This window comes from Pseudomonas sp. 2VD (assembly GCF_005503585.1).
GTDB classification, from domain to species: Bacteria; Pseudomonadota; Gammaproteobacteria; order Pseudomonadales; family Pseudomonadaceae; genus Pseudomonas; species Pseudomonas aeruginosa.
Genome location: NZ_SCND01000002.1, coordinates 34,975 through 52,006, shown reverse-complemented (window position 1 = coordinate 52,006; position 17,032 = coordinate 34,975). Strand labels below are relative to the sequence as shown.

Annotated in this window: 18 protein-coding genes; 7 read left to right on the top strand and 11 right to left on the bottom strand. The window is 67.7% G+C overall.

From position 1 onward, the window contains the following. The 5 genes from FFS27_RS00530 to trpI all read right to left on the bottom strand — a co-directional run. Positions 1–818, bottom strand: an 818-nt coding sequence (locus tag FFS27_RS00530) for a filamentous hemagglutinin N-terminal domain-containing protein (RefSeq protein WP_137951907.1), incomplete at its 3' end; no start/stop codon positions are given. A gap of 112 nt (positions 819–930) precedes the next feature. Beyond that, on the bottom strand, positions 931–2,619 hold the full coding sequence (gene tpsB2, locus FFS27_RS00525; RefSeq protein ID WP_073937341.1) for a two-partner secretion system transporter TpsB2: 1,689 nt from the start codon (positions 2,617–2,619) through the stop codon (positions 931–933). A 296-nt stretch (positions 2,620–2,915) separates the two neighbouring features. Continuing rightward, complete coding sequence (locus tag FFS27_RS00520; RefSeq protein WP_003097347.1) at positions 2,916–3,143, bottom strand: DUF1161 domain-containing protein; 228 nt, start codon at positions 3,141–3,143, stop codon at positions 2,916–2,918. Between the two features lie 183 nt (positions 3,144–3,326). Further along, positions 3,327–3,542, bottom strand: coding sequence for a dodecin (locus FFS27_RS00515; protein WP_003097345.1), 216 nt, complete (start codon positions 3,540–3,542; stop codon positions 3,327–3,329). Between the two features lie 100 nt (positions 3,543–3,642). Further along, the gene (gene trpI / locus FFS27_RS00510) at positions 3,643–4,530 is read right to left on the bottom strand and encodes a trpBA operon transcriptional activator TrpI (protein WP_015502114.1); all 888 of its coding nucleotides are present in this window, start codon (positions 4,528–4,530) and stop codon (positions 3,643–3,645) included. Between the two features lie 103 nt (positions 4,531–4,633). On the opposite strand from trpI, the gene trpB reads away from it, so the two are divergent. The 4 genes from trpB (at position 4,634) to FFS27_RS00490 (ending at position 7,827) form a co-directional block, all read left to right on the top strand. After that, complete coding sequence (trpB, locus tag FFS27_RS00505) at positions 4,634–5,842, top strand: tryptophan synthase subunit beta (protein WP_003097340.1); 1,209 nt, start codon at positions 4,634–4,636, stop codon at positions 5,840–5,842. Further along, positions 5,839–6,645, top strand: coding sequence for a tryptophan synthase subunit alpha (gene trpA, locus FFS27_RS00500; protein ID WP_003120671.1), 807 nt, complete (start codon positions 5,839–5,841; stop codon positions 6,643–6,645). The genes trpB and trpA overlap by 4 nt, the downstream gene beginning before the upstream one ends. Before the next feature lie 185 nt (positions 6,646–6,830). After that, positions 6,831–7,454, top strand: coding sequence for a response regulator transcription factor (locus FFS27_RS00495; RefSeq protein ID WP_003111192.1), 624 nt, complete (start codon positions 6,831–6,833; stop codon positions 7,452–7,454). A gap of 7 nt (positions 7,455–7,461) precedes the next feature. Beyond that, entirely contained in the window at positions 7,462–7,827 is a 366-nt protein-coding gene (locus FFS27_RS00490; RefSeq protein ID WP_003097330.1) for an Hpt domain-containing protein, read from the top strand. On the opposite strand, the gene FFS27_RS00485 is transcribed toward FFS27_RS00490, so the two are convergent. Together FFS27_RS00485 and FFS27_RS00480 are read right to left on the bottom strand one after the other, a co-directional pair. Continuing rightward, positions 7,806–8,183, bottom strand: coding sequence for a DOPA 4,5-dioxygenase family protein (locus FFS27_RS00485; RefSeq protein ID WP_003097328.1), 378 nt, complete (start codon positions 8,181–8,183; stop codon positions 7,806–7,808). The genes FFS27_RS00490 and FFS27_RS00485 overlap by 22 nt on opposite strands. 10 nt (positions 8,184–8,193) lie before the next feature. Continuing rightward, complete coding sequence (locus tag FFS27_RS00480) at positions 8,194–9,108, bottom strand: choline sulfate utilization transcriptional regulator (RefSeq protein ID WP_003122286.1); 915 nt, start codon at positions 9,106–9,108, stop codon at positions 8,194–8,196. A gap of 112 nt (positions 9,109–9,220) precedes the next feature. Here FFS27_RS00480 and betC point away from each other — a divergent pair, with 112 nt between their 5' ends. Genes betC through FFS27_RS00465 form a run of 3 tightly spaced genes read left to right on the top strand, consistent with a single transcriptional unit; the run spans position 9,221 to position 13,230 of the window. Further along, on the top strand, positions 9,221–10,732 hold the full coding sequence (gene betC / locus FFS27_RS00475) for a choline-sulfatase (RefSeq protein WP_003097323.1): 1,512 nt from the start codon (positions 9,221–9,223) through the stop codon (positions 10,730–10,732). Between the two features lie 16 nt (positions 10,733–10,748). Further along, positions 10,749–11,672 (top strand): choline ABC transporter substrate-binding protein, encoded by a 924-nt coding sequence (locus FFS27_RS00470; protein WP_137951906.1) that lies wholly within the window; start codon positions 10,749–10,751, stop codon positions 11,670–11,672. A 4-nt stretch (positions 11,673–11,676) separates the two neighbouring features. Beyond that, positions 11,677–13,230 carry a SulP family inorganic anion transporter gene (locus FFS27_RS00465; protein ID WP_023100695.1) on the top strand — a complete coding sequence of 518 codons (1,554 nt, stop codon included), beginning with the start codon at positions 11,677–11,679 and terminating at the stop codon, positions 13,228–13,230. A gap of 3 nt (positions 13,231–13,233) precedes the next feature. Here the strand turns inward: FFS27_RS00465 and FFS27_RS00460 are convergent, their stop codons facing one another. From FFS27_RS00460 to aroE, 4 genes are all read right to left on the bottom strand, one after another. Next, on the bottom strand, positions 13,234–13,836 hold the full coding sequence (locus FFS27_RS00460; RefSeq protein WP_003131389.1) for a hypothetical protein: 603 nt from the start codon (positions 13,834–13,836) through the stop codon (positions 13,234–13,236). Continuing rightward, positions 13,833–15,119, bottom strand: a complete 1,287-nt coding sequence (locus tag FFS27_RS00455; RefSeq protein ID WP_021262998.1) for a peptidylprolyl isomerase — start codon at positions 15,117–15,119, stop codon at positions 13,833–13,835. Before FFS27_RS00455 ends, FFS27_RS00460 begins: the two co-directional genes overlap by 4 nt. Further along, positions 15,100–16,086, bottom strand: a complete 987-nt coding sequence (locus tag FFS27_RS00450; protein ID WP_021262997.1) for a phospholipase — start codon at positions 16,084–16,086, stop codon at positions 15,100–15,102. Before FFS27_RS00450 ends, FFS27_RS00455 begins: the two co-directional genes overlap by 20 nt. A 110-nt stretch (positions 16,087–16,196) precedes the next feature. Continuing rightward, positions 16,197–17,021 (bottom strand): shikimate dehydrogenase, encoded by an 825-nt coding sequence (gene aroE / locus FFS27_RS00445; protein ID WP_003097314.1) that lies wholly within the window; start codon positions 17,019–17,021, stop codon positions 16,197–16,199. Positions 17,022–17,032 lie beyond the last annotated feature (11 nt).

Below are 17,032 nucleotides of genomic sequence, written 5' to 3'. Positions count from 1 at the left end.
TCGCCGGCCAGCTTCACCCCCACGCCCTGCTCGGTGCCGACCAGGCGGATCGCCCCGGCGTACATCCCGCCCAGCGCCGAGCTGTCGATCGCCAGCTGTGGCTTCTCGCTGCCATCGGCGGCGCGCGGCGTGGCCTGCAGGCTGTCGGCCTGGACGTCGTTGCGGCCGGTGACGATGTTGAGGTTCTTCGCGTAGAGCTTGGCGTTGAGCTTGGCGCTGCGGGTGATCAGGTCGAACTGTTCGAGGTTGCCGACGTTCAGTTCGGCGCCTTCGACGACGATGTCGCCGCCATCCACCTGGAAGCGCTCCAGGCGCTGGCCGTCCATGATCGGCTTGCCGGTGGTGAGGGTCGCGCGCGGCGTGTTGATGAAGCCGCAGCCCTGGCAGGTGATGCCGTGCGGGTTGGCGACGATCACCCGCGCCGACTGCCCGGCCACCTCGGTGTAGCCGGCCAGGGTGCTGCGGTTGCCGCCAGTGACCTGGTTGAGGATCACCTGCGCCGCCTGGCCCTTGAGGTTGGGGTTGCCGAGGATGATCCCGCCGAGCTGGGTACCCTGGGTCTTGCCGGTAGCGTTGTTGAGGATCAGCCCGTTGGCGCCGACGTTGTAGTCGCGGAAATGGTTGTTCGACAGCCCGGCGCCGTTGGGCGTGGCGATATTGACGATGGGCACGCCGTTGCCCGCCTGGCCCAGGCCGGTGTTGCCGCCGGCGGCCTTGTCCAGCGCCAGCCCCGCCGCCGCGGCGACGATCGGGTTGAGGAACAGGATGCCGGCCAGGGACAGGGCGATGCACTGGTTCAGCGGGCTGCGGATGTCCATATCGTTACTCCTTGGCGGGTAGGGGCCCGGCGAGGTTAAGCAAGGTTTTCCAAGGAAAGGGCCTCGATGCAGGTAGGCGCTTTCCTAAAGCGTTCAGGAGGTCGCCGCGTCTTCAGAAGAACGCGTCGACCCGGAAATAGATCGGGTGCTCGCGCCGCTCGATGGCGCTGGGCCGCTCCAGCGAGCGGGCGAAGCCGACGCTGGCGGCGAAATAGCGGCCGCGGGCATCCAGTTCGATGGCGTTGCCGCTCATGCGCCCGCTGGCACCGTCGTTGTAGCGGTCGTGGCGGATCACGCCGACGTCGTAGGCGAAGGCCACGCCGTATTCCTGCAGCCAGGGCCGCAGCGGCGCCCATTCCACCGCGCGCCGCCAGCGCAACTGGTTGCGCCAGTAGCCGCCGCTGTCGCCGGTCAGGGTCTGGTCCTTGAAGCCGCGCACCGAGCTGTTGCCGCCGAGGCTGATGCGCTGCGGGCTGAACAGCACGTCCTCGCTCCTCTGCCCGGTAGCCAGGCTGTCGAAGCTGAAGCGCTCGCCCCATAGCTGGAACGGCTGCAGGTAGCTGAGGGTCAGGCTGTACTTGTCGTAGCGCGCATTCGGATCGCCCGCGTGCGGGTGGCCGCGACCCTGCGCGCCAAGGGCGCCGATGCCCTGCTGCCAGCCGAGGTCGAGGTTGACGAAACCGCTGCCGATCCGCCGACCGTGGTTGAAGCCGAGCTGGGTCTCGGTGATCCGCGTGCTCTGGTCTTCCAGGCGGGTGTCTTCGACATAGTTGTTGGTGCGCTGGTGGCTGAGCCCCAGGCTCATGGCGGTCTTGCTCACGCCGTCTCGGTGCAGCACGCGTTCGGCGCGGAACTGGTGGCTGCGGCTGTCGCCATCGAGCTTGAAGGGGAAGCCGCTGGCCTCGTTGCGCGTGCGGTAGTCGCTCTGGCTGTAGCCGTAGGTGAAAGTCCACCAGCCCCAGGGCAGGCTGTAGAACAGGCTCTGGCTGTCGGAATGGCGCCAGCGGTCGGTCACCGCGTCGCGGTTGGCGCGCAGGTTGAGCTGGTCGGCCAGGCCCAGCGGGCTGTCCCAGTCCAGGCCCAGGCCCATCTGCTGCTCGCCGGTGCTGACGTCGCCGTCGTTGTTGCGCGTGGCGGAGACCTGCCAGGGCTTGTCGCGCTCACCCTTGAGACGCACCCGGCTGCCGCCGACCTCGCTGCCGGGCACCAGCTCCAGTTGCGCCTGGCGCGACGGCAGGCGACTCAACTGGTCGACCAGTTGCTCCAGTTCGCGCAGGTCGAGCAACTCGCCGGTCCTGCCCGGAAAGCTCATCGCCAGTTCGCGCGGGCTGGCCAGCGCGGAGCTGTCCAGGCCCTCCAGGCGGCCTTCGACGACGATGATGCGCAGGGTCCCGGAGGCCAGGTCCTGCTGTGGCAGGTAGGCGCGGGTGGTGACGTAGCCGCGATCCAGGTAATGGTCGGTGACGGCCTTGAGCAGCGCATTGAGCTGGCCGACGCCCAGGCAGCGCCCCTGGTAGGGCGCCAGCAACTGGCGACGCGCGCTTTCGTCGAGGTGCCCGGCGCCTTCCAGCTCGATGCGGCGGATCTCGAAGCAGCGCTCGTCGTCGCCGGAGGCATCCGCAGCGGCGGGCGCTCCCTTGCCGGGCAGTTGCTGGAGTTCCTCCAGGCGCTTGCGCTGTTCGTCCAGCAGGCGCTGCTGGCGGTCGCGGATCAGGTCGCGGTCACCGGGGGAGGTGAAGGGGGCGGCGCTGGCCATGAGGGGCAGGCACAGGAAGATAAAGGCCAGGCGATGGAGAGCCACGATTTCATTCCTTGAAATACAGAAAGGCGCGATGTTGGCCCAGCGGCTACAGCGGGTAAGCAGGAATATTCCGAAATCCGTCTTCCATGAGTCGGACAATCCGGAATTAAGGCACAAGGCCATCTGGGCGTGCCGAAAAACCTAACACAGACTTTTGGATTAATCCGTTAGATGGCACGCTTTCTCGACGAACTGCAACAAGACCCATCGTTGGTAAGGTACTCATCGCGGCAAAAAGAAAGGGCCGGCTCCCATGGGAAAGCCGGCCCCGGATACTGCTCGTCGCAGGCGCTGCATCAGCCGCGCTGGTAGACGATTTCCTTGGTGCCGCCGTCGCAGGTGCCGACTACCTTCTTGTCGGTGACGCTGCCCTTGTCGACGATTTCCAGGGTGTAGGCAGGAACGCCGTTGGCCTTGATCTTCGCATCGATCTCGGCTTTCAGTTCCTCACAGGGCTTGGCGGCGAATGCGCTGCCCGCCACGGCAAACAGGCCGACTGCCAACATCAACTTCTTCATGAACACATTCCCTCGTTGCATGGATGAAGACCCGAACGGGTCAGGCTTGCCAAATGCGGCAAGGTTGAGACGAGCGCGCCGCCCATGGAGGCACGCCGCCCTCATAGCCTGTGCATGATCCGGCGAAGCGGAAAGACACGGCGGCCTTTCCAGGGCGCAGGCGATCGTGGACAGGTTTCCAGGGTGCCATCAGCTATTGGCGATACGGAACCCTACTTTCAGGGTCACCTGATAATGGCCGACGGCGCCGTTCTCGATGTGCCCGCGGGTATCCACCACCTCGAACCATTCCAGATGCTGGATGCTCTTCGCCGCTTCGGCGAGGGCGTTGTTGATGGCGTCCTCGATGCTGGTCTTGGACGAGCCGACCAGTTCGATCTTCTTGTAGGTGTGGTGATTGGACATGAACTCTCTCCCCGGACGATGCCTGGTTCTTCGCGCCCGACGGGCGCCTCTGTTCAATGGACACTAGCCGAGCCGGAAAAGTGCAGCAAATCGCCAGCGCTCAGCCTGCCAACTGCTCCCGCAACCATTGCGCCAGGCGCCCGGCACGCGGATCGTGCAGGCGCGCCGGTACCCACAGGGCCAGGCGCGCATCGGTCTCGATGAAGCCCCAGGGCGCCGCCAGGCGGCCCGCGGCGAGATCGTCGCGGACCAGCGCCTCCGGGGCGATGGCCACGCCGAGGCCCGCCACCGCCGCTTCCAGCAGGTAGTAGAGATGCTCGAACCCCTGGCCATAGTGCAGCGCCTCCGCCGCCAGCCCCTGGCTCGCGGCCCAGGCCGGCCAGGCCTGGGGTCGCGAGGCGGTATGCAGCAGCGGCTCCTGCAACAGCCGCGCGGCGGGCGCCTGGGCCAGGCCGGTTTCCTGCGCCAGGCGCGGGCTGACCACCGGGCCCATGCGCTCGGGCGCCAGTTCGAAGACCTGCATGTCCGCCGGCCAGGGCGGCTCGGCGAACCAGAGCATGGCGTCCAGGCCGGGACGACGCGGATCGAACTCGCCCTCGCTGGTGGACAGTTGCAGGCGCAGGTCGGGGAGGGCACGGTTGAGCTGGTCCAGTCGCGGGATGAACCAGCGCGCCAGCAGGCTGCCGGGTACGCCGAGGACGAACGGGGCCTCGGCGGTCTGCCGGCGCAGCTCGGCACAGACGCCACGCAGTCGCTCGAACGCATCGCCGCAGGCGTCACGCAGGCGAACGCCGGAATCGGTGAGTTTTACGCCGCGCCCATCCTTGCCGAACAGGGCCACCCCGAGATCGTCCTCGAGCAACCGCACCTGCCGGCTCACGGCGCCATGGGTAACGTGCAGTTCCTCGGCCGCCAGGCTGATGCTGTGCAACCGGGCAGCGGCTTCGAAAGCGCGCAGGGCATTCAGGGAAGGGAGGTCGCGGCTCATGGCTATTCGTGAGTTTTCCTGACAGGTTTGAGCAATCTTATCGGTTTCTTTTACCCGGCGGGGGGATTAGATTCTGCCCATACGTCATTTCCTGGAGCCCTCCATGACTTCCTATCGCAACGGCCCCGACGCCAAGGGCCTGTTCGGCCGCTTCGGCGGCCAGTACGTCGCCGAGACCCTGATGCCGCTGATCCTCGACCTCGCCCGCGAGTACGAGAAGGCCAAGGACGACCCGGCGTTCCAGGAGGAACTGGCCTACTTCCAGCGCGACTACGTCGGTCGACCGAGCCCGCTGTACTTCGCCGAGCGCCTGACCGAGCACTGCGGCGGGGCGAAGATCTACCTCAAGCGCGAGGAGCTGAACCATACCGGCGCGCACAAGATCAACAACTGCATCGGCCAGATCCTCCTGGCCCGGCGCATGGGCAAGAAACGCATCATCGCCGAGACCGGCGCCGGCATGCACGGCGTGGCCACCGCCACCGTCGCCGCGCGCTTCGGCCTGCAGTGCGTGATCTACATGGGCACTACCGACATCGACCGGCAGCAGGCCAACGTCTTCCGCATGAAGCTGCTGGGCGCCGAGGTGATCCCGGTGACCGCCGGCACCGGTACCCTGAAGGACGCCATGAACGAGGCGCTGCGCGACTGGGTGACCAACGTCGACAGCACCTTCTACCTGATCGGCACGGTCGCCGGCCCGCATCCGTACCCGGCGATGGTCCGCGATTTCCAGGCGGTGATCGGCAAGGAAACCCGCGAGCAACTGGCCGAGAAGGAAGGGCGCCTGCCCGATTCGCTGGTCGCCTGCATCGGCGGCGGCTCCAACGCCATGGGCCTGTTCCACCCGTTCCTCGACGACGCCGGGGTGCAGATCGTCGGCGTGGAAGCCGCCGGCCACGGCATCGACACCGGCAAGCACGCGGCCAGCCTGAACGGCGGGGTTCCCGGCGTGCTGCACGGCAACCGCACCTTCCTGCTGCAGGACGCGGATGGCCAGATCATCGACGCACACTCCATCTCCGCCGGCCTCGACTATCCCGGCATCGGCCCGGAACACGCCTGGCTGCACGACACCGGCCGCGTCGAGTACACCTCGATCACCGACGACGAAGCCCTGGAGGCCTTCCACACCTGCTGCCGCCTCGAAGGCATCATCCCGGCGCTGGAAAGCTCCCATGCCCTGGCCGAGGTCTTCAAGCGTGCGCCCAGCCTGCCCAAGGAGCACATCATGGTGGTGAACCTGTCCGGTCGCGGCGACAAGGACATGCAGACCGTCATGCACCACATGCAACAGGAGTCGAAAGCATGAGCCGCCTGCAGACCCGCTTCGCCCAGCTCAAGCAGGAAAACCGCGCCGCCCTGGTGACCTTCGTCACCGCCGGCGACCCGGACTACGCGTCTTCCCTGGAAATCCTCAAAGGCCTGCCGGCGGCCGGAGCCGACGTGATCGAACTGGGCATGCCGTTCACCGATCCGATGGCGGACGGCCCGGCCATCCAGTTGGCCAACATCCGCGCCCTCGAAGGCGGCCAGACCCTGGCCAGGACGTTGCAGATGGTCCGCGAATTCCGCAGCGGCGACAGTGAGACGCCCCTGGTGCTGATGGGCTACTTCAACCCGATCCACCACTACGGCGTCGAACGCTTCATCGCCGAGGCGAAGGAGGTGGGAGTGGACGGCCTGATCGTGGTCGACCTGCCGCCGGAGCACAACGAAGACCTCTGCCACCCGGCCCAGGCCGCCGGCCTCGACTTCATCCGCCTGACCACCCCGACCACTGGCGACCAGCGCCTGCCGACGGTGCTCGAAGGCAGTTCCGGGTTCGTCTACTACGTGTCGGTGGCCGGCGTCACCGGCGCCAACGCGGCGACCCTGGAGCACGTCGAGGAAGCAGTGGCGCGCCTGCGCCGGCATACCGACCTGCCGATCGGTATCGGCTTCGGCATCCGCAGCGCCGAACACGCCGCCGCGGTCGCGCGGTTGGCCGACGGCGTGGTGGTCGGCTCGGCGCTGATCGACCGGATCGCCAAGGCCCGCGACAATGCCCAGGCGGTCAAGGATGTCCTCGCCCTGTGCGGCGAGCTGGCCGAAGGCGTGCGCAACGCACGCTGACAGACCCTGACAGCGGCATTCGCCAGGCGCAGGCAACCCGCTGCGCCTGGCCTTGCGTTGCACGCTGCCAGAACCGTGAGGAAAAATTCACGGTCACTTTCAGAAACGTCTTATTGTCCGCCGACTCTGCCGAAGCCTTGAATAGCGCCTCACCCAAATAGCCAACGCATTCAAAGAAGGTTCGCATGAGTAAGGTGCTGATCGTCGATGATCATCCCGCTATCCGCCTGGCCGTGCGCTTGCTGTTCGAGCGCGACGGTTTCACCATCGTCGGCGAGGCCGACAACGGTGCCGAAGCCCTGCAGGTAGCCCGCAAGAAGTCTCCCGACCTGGCCATCCTGGACATCGGCATCCCCAAGATCGACGGTCTCGAAGTGATAGCCCGCCTGAAGTCCCTGAAGCTGGACACCAAGGTCCTGGTCCTGACCCGGCAGAATCCGGCGCAGTTCGCCCCGCGCTGCCTGCAGGCCGGCGCCATGGGCTTCGTCAGCAAAAGGGAAAACCTCTCCGAGCTGCTGCTCGCCGCCAAGGCCGTGCTGGCCGGCTACATCCACTTCCCCACCGGGGCGTTGCGCAGCATCAACCAGCAGAGCCGCGACAACGAGGCCCGCATGCTGGAAAGCCTTTCCGACCGCGAGATGACCGTGCTGCAGTACCTGGCCAACGGCAATACCAACAAGGCCATCGCCCAGCAGCTGTTCCTCAGCGAGAAAACCGTGAGCACCTACAAGTCACGCATCATGCTGAAACTCAACGCCCATTCCCTGGCCGGCCTGATCGATTTCGCCCGCCGCCACGAGCTGATCTGAGGATCCCATGCGAACGTTCGACCTGACCGCCGCCCTGGGCGACCGCGCCAACCAACCGGAGATCAGCCGCCTGCTCGTCGCGCAGCTGATGACCAGCAACAACGAAGACACCCGCAAGCTGCGACGCGCCCAGGAGCGCGAGCAGACCCAGGAACTCAACGAGCTGGCGCACCGCCTGGCGGGCATGGCCTCGCTGATCCACGCCCACGCCGTGGAACGCGCCTGCCACCAACTGGAGATCGCCTGCGGCGAAAGCTCCGTGCGCAAGCTCGCCGATGCCGTCGACGACCTGGTGACGGCACTGGGCGAGCTGCAATGCGAACTGCACGACTGGATGACGATGACCGCGCCTCAAGGCACGGCGAAGTCATAGCGTTGCGGGCCTTCGTCCAGGATCGACAGGTCCAGCGGGCGAATGGCTCCCATCCAGATGGCTCGGTCGCGATGGTCGAGCAGATCGTTGCCGGTGACCGGGTGGATGAACACCACCAGGTCCTGCCGATGGATGGCCAGCCAGGGCACCAGCTCGCCGAACACCTCGGGAGCGAATGCCAGCTGGCAGCTCCAGTCCGGATGCGGCCCTACCGGCCGCTCATGGATCCGCCCCATCTTCAGCGGAAAGCGCCGCGCCGCCTCTTCGCAAAGGGCGCGGGCTCGCTCGATGCTCTGCGCATCGAAATAGACGTGAGCATGGAAGCCCTGGATGCGGGGGGTGGAATACTCGTTCATCGTCACCTCTTCAAGCGCCGCCGGCCTGCAACTCGGCCTGCAGCCAGTCGACGAAACCGTCGACCAGCCGCTGGCGCCGCTTGCGCTCCGGCAATACCGCATAGTACCCGTATCGCGACAGGCAGCTCTCGCCAATGGGCCGGCAAAGCAGCCCCTGTTCGAGCAGGCCGTCGACCAGGTGGCGCCAGCCGATGGCCACGCCCTGGCCGGCGATGGCCGCCTGGATCAGCAAGGTGTAGTTGTCGAAGCTGAGCACCGCCGGAATCGGCTGCCGATCGATGGCCAACGCTTCGAACAATGCCGGCCAGTCGAACCAGCGGGCGTGCTGCGCCGGCTTCAGATGCAGCATCGGCAGGCGCGCCAGGTGCGCCTTGGCCAGCGGCAACTGCAATCCCTCGACCAGGCGCGGGCTACAGACCGGGAACACCTCCTCGCGAAACAGCCGGTGCGCTTCGCCGTGCTTGGAACGACCGTCGCCGAACAGGATCGCCACGTCGATATCGCCGCGCTGGCCGGCCAGGCCGCGCTCGCTGGTCACCAGGCTCACGTCCAGGTGCGGATGGGCCTGGTGGAAGCGCGGAAGGCGCGGCATCAGCCAGTAGGCAGCGAAGGCGTAGTCGGTGGCCACCTGGAGCACCTCGTGGCGCTGGCGCGCGCCCAGCGCGGCGATGCCGGCATCGATCGTCTCGAGGCCGGCGGCCACGTGGCGGAGCAGGAGCTGGCCGGCGTCGGTGAGCACGATGCCTCGATGAACGCGCTGGAACAGAGGGGTCGCCAGCTCCTTCTCCAGGCGTTTGATCTGCTGGCTGACCGCAGGCTGGGTGGTCCCCAGCTCCTCGGCGGCAGCGGTGAAGCTGAGCTGGCGGGCGGCGGACTCGAATACCCGGAGCAGGTCGAGGGACAGCGGCATGAGGCGTTCTCCCATAAGCCAGGCTTATCCAACGCATCCAGCCCCATGCGGTTTACCAGGGATTTCGATGCACTGATGATCGACGCAGCACTATCGCATAACCCAATCGCATGGGATAAGCCGCCCGATGAAGACCTCGCCGAACATCCTGTTCATCATGGCCGACCAGATGGCCGCGCCGCTGCTGCCGCTTCACGATCCGCGCTCGGTGCTGCGCATGCCTCACCTCTCGCGCCTCGCCGAACGGGCCGTGGTGTTCGACTCGGCGTACTGCAACAGCCCGCTCTGCGCGCCGTCGCGCTTCACCCTGGTCAGCGGTCGCTTGCCTACTCGCATCGGCGCCTGGGACAACGCCGCCGACTTCGCCGCCGATACCCCCACCTACGCCCACTACTTGCGCAACCTCGGCTATCGCACGGCGCTGTCGGGCAAGATGCACTTCTGCGGTCCCGACCAGTTGCACGGCTACGAGGAACGCCTGACCAGCGACATCTATCCGGCGGACTATGGCTGGGCGGTGAACTGGGACGAGCCGGAGGTGCGCCCGAGCTGGTACCACAACATGTCCTCGGTTTTGCAGGCCGGTCCCTGCGTGCGCACCAACCAGCTGGACTTCGACGAGGAGGTGGTGTTCAAGGCCCGCCAGTACCTCTACGACCATGTTCGCCAGCACGCCGGCCAGCCATTCTGCCTGACCGTGTCGATGACCCATCCGCACGACCCCTACAGCATCCCGGCGAGCTACTGGAATCTCTACCGCGACGAAGACATCCCGCTGCCGCGCCAGCGCTTCGCCCAGGAGGAGCAGGACCCTCATTCGCAACGCCTGCTGAAGGTCATCGACCTGTGGGACAAGCCGTTGCCCGAGGAGCGCATCCGCGCCGCCCGGCGTGCCTACTTCGGCGCCTGCAGCTACGTCGACGCGCAGATCGGTGCGCTGCTGGCGACCCTGGAGGAATGCGGGCTGGCCGACGACACCATCGTGGTGTTCTCCGGCGACCATGGCGACATGCTCGGCGAGCGCGGCCTCTGGTACAAGATGCACTGGTTCGAGATGGCCGCGCGCGTGCCGCTGCTGGTCCATGCGCCGGCGCGCTTCGCGCCGCGCCGCATCGGCGCTTCGGTATCCACCGTGGACCTGCTGCCGACCCTGGTGGAGCTGGCCGGCGGCCAGGTCGATCCACGCCTGCCGCTGGAAGGCCGCTCGCTGCTGCCGCACCTGCGCGATGGCAGCGGGCATGACGAGGTGATCGGCGAATACACCGCCGAGGGCACCCTCAGCCCGCTGATGATGATCCGCCGCGGCGACTACAAGTTCATCTACTCCGAGCAGGACCCCTGCCTGCTCTACGACCTGCGCAACGACCCGCAGGAGCGCGAGAACCTCGCCGCCAGTCCGGCCCACCGCGGAACGTTCGAGGCGTTCCTCGACGAGGCCCGGCGACGCTGGGACATCCCCGCGATCACCCGCGCCGTACTCGACAGCCAGCGCCGCCGACGCCTTGTGGCCGCCGCGCTAGCGCGAGGGCGGCTGGCCAGCTGGGACCACCAGCCGTGGGTCGACGCCAGCCAGCAGTACATGCGCAACCATATCGACCTGGACGATCTCGAGCGCCGCGCGCGCTTCCCGCAACCCTGAGCACGAGGGCACTTCCATGAACCGGCTTCCCACCTGCCTGCTGGCCGCCACCCTGTTCCTGGGCAGCGCCTCGCTATACGCCGAAGATCCCGCCTGTGCCCGCGTCAGGCTGGCCGATCCAGGCTGGAGCGATATCGCGGTGACCAACGCCACCGCCGCGTTTCTCCTGGAAAGCCTCGGCTACCAGGTGAAGATCGATACCCTGTCGGTGCCGATCATCTATGGCGGCCTGCGCGACGGCCAGGTGGACGCCTTCCTCGGCGGCTGGATGCCCGCGCACCAGGACTATCACGACAAGTTCGTCGCCAGCGGCCAGGTCGAACGCCTCGCTCGCAACCTCGATGGCACCCGCTTCACCCTGGCGGTGCCGCGCTACGTCTGGGACGCCGGCGTACACCGCTTCGAAGACCTCGCCGCGCAAGGGCAACGCTTCAACCACAAGCTGTACGGGATCGGCTCCGGCGCGCCGGCCAATCAGTCGATCCAGAAGATGATCGACGCCAACCAGTTCGGCCTCGGCGACTGGAAGCTGGTGGAGTCCAGCGAGCAGGCGATGCTCGCCGAACTCGGCCGGGCCGAGAAGCGCCAGCGCTGGCTGGTGTTCCTCGGCTGGACGCCGCACCCGATGAACATCCGCCATGACCTGCGCTACCTGGAAGGCGGCGAGCAGTACTTCGGCGACCGCGGCCAGGTCTACACCCTGGCACGCAAGGGCTACGCCGCGCAGTGCCCGAACCCGGCGCGGCTGCTGGCCAACCTGCGCTTCGACCTGGACATGGAGAACCGCCTGATGAGCGACGCGCTGGAAGGCACGGCGACTCCGGCCTCGGCGACCCGCGCCTGGCTCAAGGCCAGCCCGCGGGTGCTCGAGGCCTGGCTGCAAGGGGTGACCAGCCGCGACGGCGGCGACGCCCTGGCCGCGGTTCGCGGCGAGCCATAGCGCCATGTGGACGCGCCTGCTGCCGTTCCTCGCCTGGCTACCGGGGCTACGCCGGGACACACTCAGGCGCGAGGCCTGGGTCGGCCTGAATGGCGCGATCCTGGCACTGCCGCAATCGATGGCCTATGCGCTGATCGCCGGCCTGCCAGCGGAGTACGGCCTGTACGCGGCGATGCTGCCAGTGGCGATCGCCTGCCTGTGGGGCTCGTCGCGCTACCTGGTGAGCGGTCCCACCGCGGCGATCTCGGTGCTGCTGTTCAGTTCGGTGGCCCCCCTGGCGCCGCTGGGCAGCCCGCAATACGTCCAGGCCGTGCTGCTGCTGACCTTTCTCGCCGGCGCCTTCCAGTGGCTGCTCGGCGTCCTGCGCGTCGGGTCGCTGGTCAATTTCGTCTCGCATTCGGTGATGCTCGGCTTCACCCTTGGCGCGGCGCTGCTGATCGTCCTCGGCCAACTGCCCTATCTTCTCGGCCTGGCCGCGAGCGGGGAGGGCGCAGCGCCGGGAAACGGCTGGCGGCTGCTGGCGCGGTTCGCCGAGTTCGATGGCCCATCGCTGCTGGTGGGCGGCTTCAGCTTCGCGCTCAGCCTGCTGGTCAGGCGCCTGCGACCGCGCTGGCCGGCCCTGCTGCTTGGCTTGCTGGGCGGCGCCACGCTGGTCTGGGCGCTACCCGGGACCTTCGCCTCGGTAGCCCATGTGCAGGCCTTATCGAGTGCACTGCCGGGTTGGAATCCGCTGGTCTTCGATCCCCGATCGATCCTCGACCTGCTACCTGCGGCGGTGGCCTGCGGCATGCTCGGGCTGGTCACCAGCCTGTCGATCGCCCGCGCCCTGGCCGCGCGCCAGGGAGACGCGTTCGATGCCAACCAGGAGGTCCGCGCCCAGGGTCTGTCGAACCTGCTCGGGCCTTGGCTGTCGGCGAGCCTGTCGGCGGGTTCCTTCACCCGCTCCGGGCTCAATCTGGAAGCCGGTGCGCGCTCCCCGCTGGCGGGTGCGTTTTCGGCGCTCTGGGTGGCCCTGCTGGCCGTGCTCGGTGCGCGCCTGATCGAGCATGTACCGTTGCCGGCGATGGCCGCAGGCATCCTGCTGATCGCCTGGGGCCTGATCGACCGCCCGGCGCTCCGCGCGCTCTACCGCAGCGGCCGCGCCGAATGCCTGGTGGCCGGCCTAACCGCCCTGGCCACGCTGCTGTTGCCGCTGCAGAACGCCATCTACGCGGGAGTGCTGGCGTCGCTGTTCTTCTACCTGCGGCGCACCTCGACACCACGCGTACTGCGCCAGCGCAACGACGAGGAAGAGGTGCTGCGCATCGAAGGCTCGATCTTCTTCGGCGCCTGCGACTACCTGCAACGCCTCATGCGCCAATGCGACAGGCCACGGCTGGTGCTGGACGCCCGCCAGGTGAACTTCATCGACTTCGCCGGCGCAGTGCTGTTGCAGCAGGAAGCCCGCCGCCTGCACACCGAGGGACGCCGCCTGGTATTGCGCCACGCTCGCCCGCAGGTCCGCGAAGCGCTGGGCCGGCAGGCCGACGAAGGCTGCCGCCTGCACTACGAAGGCTGACGCTCAGGGCGCCGCCGGCGATGTCGGTGCGCTGTCGCCGGGCAGCAGTTGCGGCGATTCCCGCTGCAGCTTGTCGCGCATCATCTCCAACTGTCCAAGGGCGGCGCGAGCCTCGTCGATTTCCTCGGCGCTGCGCTCGCCACCCTGTTCGGCCGCCTCGATCCGCGCGCGGATTTCCGGTATCTGCTGTACGCCGCTGGTGTAGGCCTGTACCAGTTCGCGGGTCTGTCGTTCCTCGAAGGCCTGGTACTGCTTCGGATCGGCCAGCTCCTGAGCCGTCGCGCCCTGGCGTGGTTGCAGGCCGCCGAGCGGCGGGCTGCGCGGGTCGCCCTCGTCGCGCAGCATCTGCATGAACTGGATCGCCTGCTCGCGATCCAGTTCCGCCGCCGGCGGCTCCGCCTCGTACGCCGGTGCCACCGCTTGCGATCGTACCGGCGCCAGCGGCGGCGGACGGTCGTCGACCGCGGGCAGCGCCGCAACCGTCCTGGCTGGCGGCGGAGAAGACGAGGAAGCGGCCATATCGGCGGGCGCCAGCAACACGCCGGCGCAGGCCAGGGCGATCGCCAGCCCGCTGCAGCCGAGGGCAACGCCGAGCCAGCGCTTCACAGGCCTTCCACCCTGGCGCCGGCCAGCAGGTTGCGCAGGCGCGTCTCGAACTGTGCTGCCAGTTGCTCGCGCGCCACCGCCTGGTTCACCTCGAAGCGCACGCTGCGGTCGCCGAGGGGCAACTGGCGATCCTCGCGGCTACGCACCCGGACGATCTCGAACGCGCCGTCGATGCGCATCGGCTGGGAAACCGTATCGGCCTTCTGGATCAGCGCAGTCTTGCGCAGCAGGTCGAGCCGGCCGTCCTGGGGCCGTATCAGGCCTAGGTCGCCGGGCGGGTCGCGGTCCCTGTCGTCGGCCAGGGAATAGCGGCGTACCGCCTCGTCGAAGGCCAGGCCGTTGCGCAACTCGGCGTAGACCTTGTCCGCGCTCGCCTGGTCGGCCAGGCGGATATGCGCCGCCTGCACCTGCGCGACGTTGCGGTAACGCTCCAGGTTGCGCCGATAGTAGGCCTCGGCGTCCTTGTCGCTGACCTTGCCGGCGAGTTCCCGCAGCGCCTCGGACTCATGGTGGAAATCACTGTAGAGGCCGATCTGGTGCAGATAGCGATGGCGCACCAGCTTGTCCCGCACCAGGGTCCTCACACCCTGCCGCTCTGCCGGGCCGAAGCCGTCCCGGGCCAGGCGGTACCAGAGGTAGTCGCGGCGGATGCGGGTCTGGACCTGGCGCGCCAGGTAGGCGAGGTTGCCCTGTTGCAATTCCACCTGGCCCTGGACGTTGTCGCCTTCGTACAGTGATAGCAGGTCGAGGACCTGTGCCGGCTGGCCGGGAAACTGCCAGCCGATCAGCTCGACCCCGGCCGCCTCGCGGCGCTGCGTCTCATCCAGCAGCAGGCTGTTTTCCACCAGGCCGCGGCTCCTCAGCGCCAGCACCTCGCGCAAACGCTCCGCGCTCAGGGCCCGGGGCTGGCGCAGGTATGGCCCGAGGTCTTCGCGGTAGCGCCTGCCGTATACCTGTTCGAGCAGGTTGCCGGCCTCGATCTCCACGCTGGCGTCGAGATCGGCGCGGCTCTGCGCGGTGAGCTGGTCTTCCACCGCGCGCGCCAGCAGGCGGTTTTCCACCAGGCCACGGCGCAACTGCTGCGGGTCGGTGTTGAACTTGACCCGCGACAGGGCCTGCTCGAGCAGGTCGACGCTTTTCCCCGGCAGCACCTCGCCGTCGATCCGCAGATCCTGCGGCGCCTTGGCGGGGACGCCATGGGCGCTCCACGCCAGCAGCCCGAGGGCGACCCCGCACAGTGCGCGACGCCAGCCCCGAGCGCGGTCAGAGAGCAGTCTGTGCATCGAAGCTGTTGGCGCCCTTGGTCAGTACGGTGACGGTCAGGGCGATGGACTCGGGAATCAGCTCCTTCGCCACCCGCAGGCGCGTCTCGTAGCTGGTGTCGTAGAGCGGCTCGGGACGCGCGTAGGCGACCTGGCCGGTCTGGGTGAGCAGGTCGCGGATGCTCTTGCTCGGATCGTAGCGCCCCACCAGGTTGGCCACCGCCGCCGGGTCGTTGAGCTTCTCGCTGGCGTAGTGGTCGTCGACCCAGCCTTCCCAGCTGGAATGGCCGTTGGCCGAGGTGATCCACACATGGTGCGGCTGGGCCACGTCGCCGGTGGCGTGCAGGGCATAGCCGATGGTTTGCAGCGAAGGCGCGGCGCGGAACTGCTCGAACCAGTAGGTGGCGAGGTTGTCGATCGGCTGGAAGGCGGCGGTCTGGAAGTCGCCGTAGTGCTCCTGCCAGTCCGAGCGGGTGCCCTGGCGGTAGTGCGCCTCGGTGGCGTCGAAGTCCTCGCGCTTCAGCTCGCGGTTGTAGAGATAGACCATGGCGTACCAGTCGACGTCGGCGATGCCGCCGTCGACCTTGTGGTAGCGGTAGTCGTAGCCGCCGTGGGGGTTGCCATGGGAGTCGCCGTCGCGGGCCAGGTTGAGGAAGTGCCAGTACGAGGTGTAGTTGACGATGCCCGAAGCCGCGCCCCACAGCGGCGCGTGTTCGTAGCCGACCCACCAGCCACCGAGACGGGTGTCCTTGAAGTCGTCCACGTCGAAGGCCGCCTGGCCGAGGATCTCCCCGGCCTGCGCCTCGCTGCCGGCGGCGCTCACGTAGAACCGGTAGGCCTGACGCATCTCCTCGGTGGCGTAGGAGGAGTTCATGAAGGCCAGGGCGTCCTTGACGATGTTCTTATGGGTCGGTTGCGACCAGGCGTTGGCCTGGCTGGCGATGGCGCAGATGCAGAGACCGGCGGCCAGGCGGGCGAAGGTTTTCATCGGCAGCGCTCGAGAGTGAGTGAAGCCTGAAGTCTTAACCCGGTTTTGTGATTCCTACATGTCAGATGGAAACCGATTTGAGACGTACGTCTCAAATGCTGCCTGACAACTCAGACAGTTGCCAATTGCCGGCGCAGCGTCTCCAACACCGGCGCCGAGGCAGGACGCACGCCACGCCAGAGGAAGAATGCCTCGGCGGCCTGCTCCACCAGCATGCCCAGGCCATCCAGGGTACGCGCCGCACCGCGTTCGGCGGCCCAGCGGTTGAAGGCGGTCGGTTCCTTGGCATACATCATGTCGTAGCAGACGGTACGGCCGGGCTCGATCACGCTCTGCGCCAGCGGCGGCACGTCGCCGGCAAGACTGGCCGAGGTGCCGTTGACGACCAGGTCGAAAGGCCCTTCGACCTCGGCGAAACCGCAGCCGCGCACCGCGCCGAGATCGGCGAACCGCTCGGCCAGATCCACGGCCTTCCGCGCCGTGCGGTTGGCGATCAGCAGCTCCGCCGGGCACTCGCCGAGGAAGGGTTCGAGCACCCCGCGCACCGCACCGCCGGCGCCGAGCAGGAGAACCCGCTTGCCGCGCAGCTCGACCCCGGCGTTCGCCGTCAGGTCCCGCAGCAAGCCCGCGCCGTCGGTGTTGTCGCCGCGCAGGCGACCGTCGGCCAGGCGGATCAGGGTGTTCACCGCCCCGGCCCGGGTGGCCCGCTCGCTCAATTCGTCCACCAGACGATAGGCCTCTTCCTTGAACGGCACGGTGACATTGGCGCCCTTGCCCTGCTCGAAGAAGCGCCGGGCGAACCCGGGGAAATCGTCCAGCGGCGCCAGCTGCGCGTCATAGACCAGCGCCTCGCCGGTCTGCTCGGCGAACAGGCGGTGGATCAGCGGCGACTTGCTGTGGCCGATGGGGTTGCCGAATACGCAATAGCGGTCCATGGGTCGTTCCT

Bases quoted from the DNA above. Each gene is read 5' to 3' on its own strand.
- FFS27_RS00515 (WP_003097345.1), bottom strand. From the start codon at position 3,542: ATGTCCAATCACCACACCTACAAGAAGATCGAACTGGTCGGCTCGTCC.
- trpI (WP_015502114.1), bottom strand. From the start codon at position 4,530: ATGAGCCGCGACCTCCCTTCCCTGAATGCCCTGCGCGCTTTCGAAGCC.
- trpB (WP_003097340.1), top strand. From the start codon at position 4,634: ATGACTTCCTATCGCAACGGCCCCGACGCCAAGGGCCTGTTCGGCCGC.
- trpA (WP_003120671.1), top strand. From the start codon at position 5,839: ATGAGCCGCCTGCAGACCCGCTTCGCCCAGCTCAAGCAGGAAAACCGC.
- FFS27_RS00495 (WP_003111192.1), top strand. From the start codon at position 6,831: ATGAGTAAGGTGCTGATCGTCGATGATCATCCCGCTATCCGCCTGGCC.
- FFS27_RS00490 (WP_003097330.1), top strand. From the start codon at position 7,462: ATGCGAACGTTCGACCTGACCGCCGCCCTGGGCGACCGCGCCAACCAA.
- FFS27_RS00485 (WP_003097328.1), bottom strand. From the start codon at position 8,183: ATGAACGAGTATTCCACCCCCCGCATCCAGGGCTTCCATGCTCACGTC.
- FFS27_RS00480 (WP_003122286.1), bottom strand. From the start codon at position 9,108: ATGGGAGAACGCCTCATGCCGCTGTCCCTCGACCTGCTCCGGGTATTC.
- betC (WP_003097323.1), top strand. From the start codon at position 9,221: ATGAAGACCTCGCCGAACATCCTGTTCATCATGGCCGACCAGATGGCC.
- FFS27_RS00470 (WP_137951906.1), top strand. From the start codon at position 10,749: ATGAACCGGCTTCCCACCTGCCTGCTGGCCGCCACCCTGTTCCTGGGC.
- FFS27_RS00465 (WP_023100695.1), top strand. From the start codon at position 11,677: ATGTGGACGCGCCTGCTGCCGTTCCTCGCCTGGCTACCGGGGCTACGC.
- FFS27_RS00455 (WP_021262998.1), bottom strand. From the start codon at position 15,119: ATGCACAGACTGCTCTCTGACCGCGCTCGGGGCTGGCGTCGCGCACTG.
- FFS27_RS00450 (WP_021262997.1), bottom strand. From the start codon at position 16,086: ATGAAAACCTTCGCCCGCCTGGCCGCCGGTCTCTGCATCTGCGCCATC.
- aroE (WP_003097314.1), bottom strand. From the start codon at position 17,021: ATGGACCGCTATTGCGTATTCGGCAACCCCATCGGCCACAGCAAGTCG.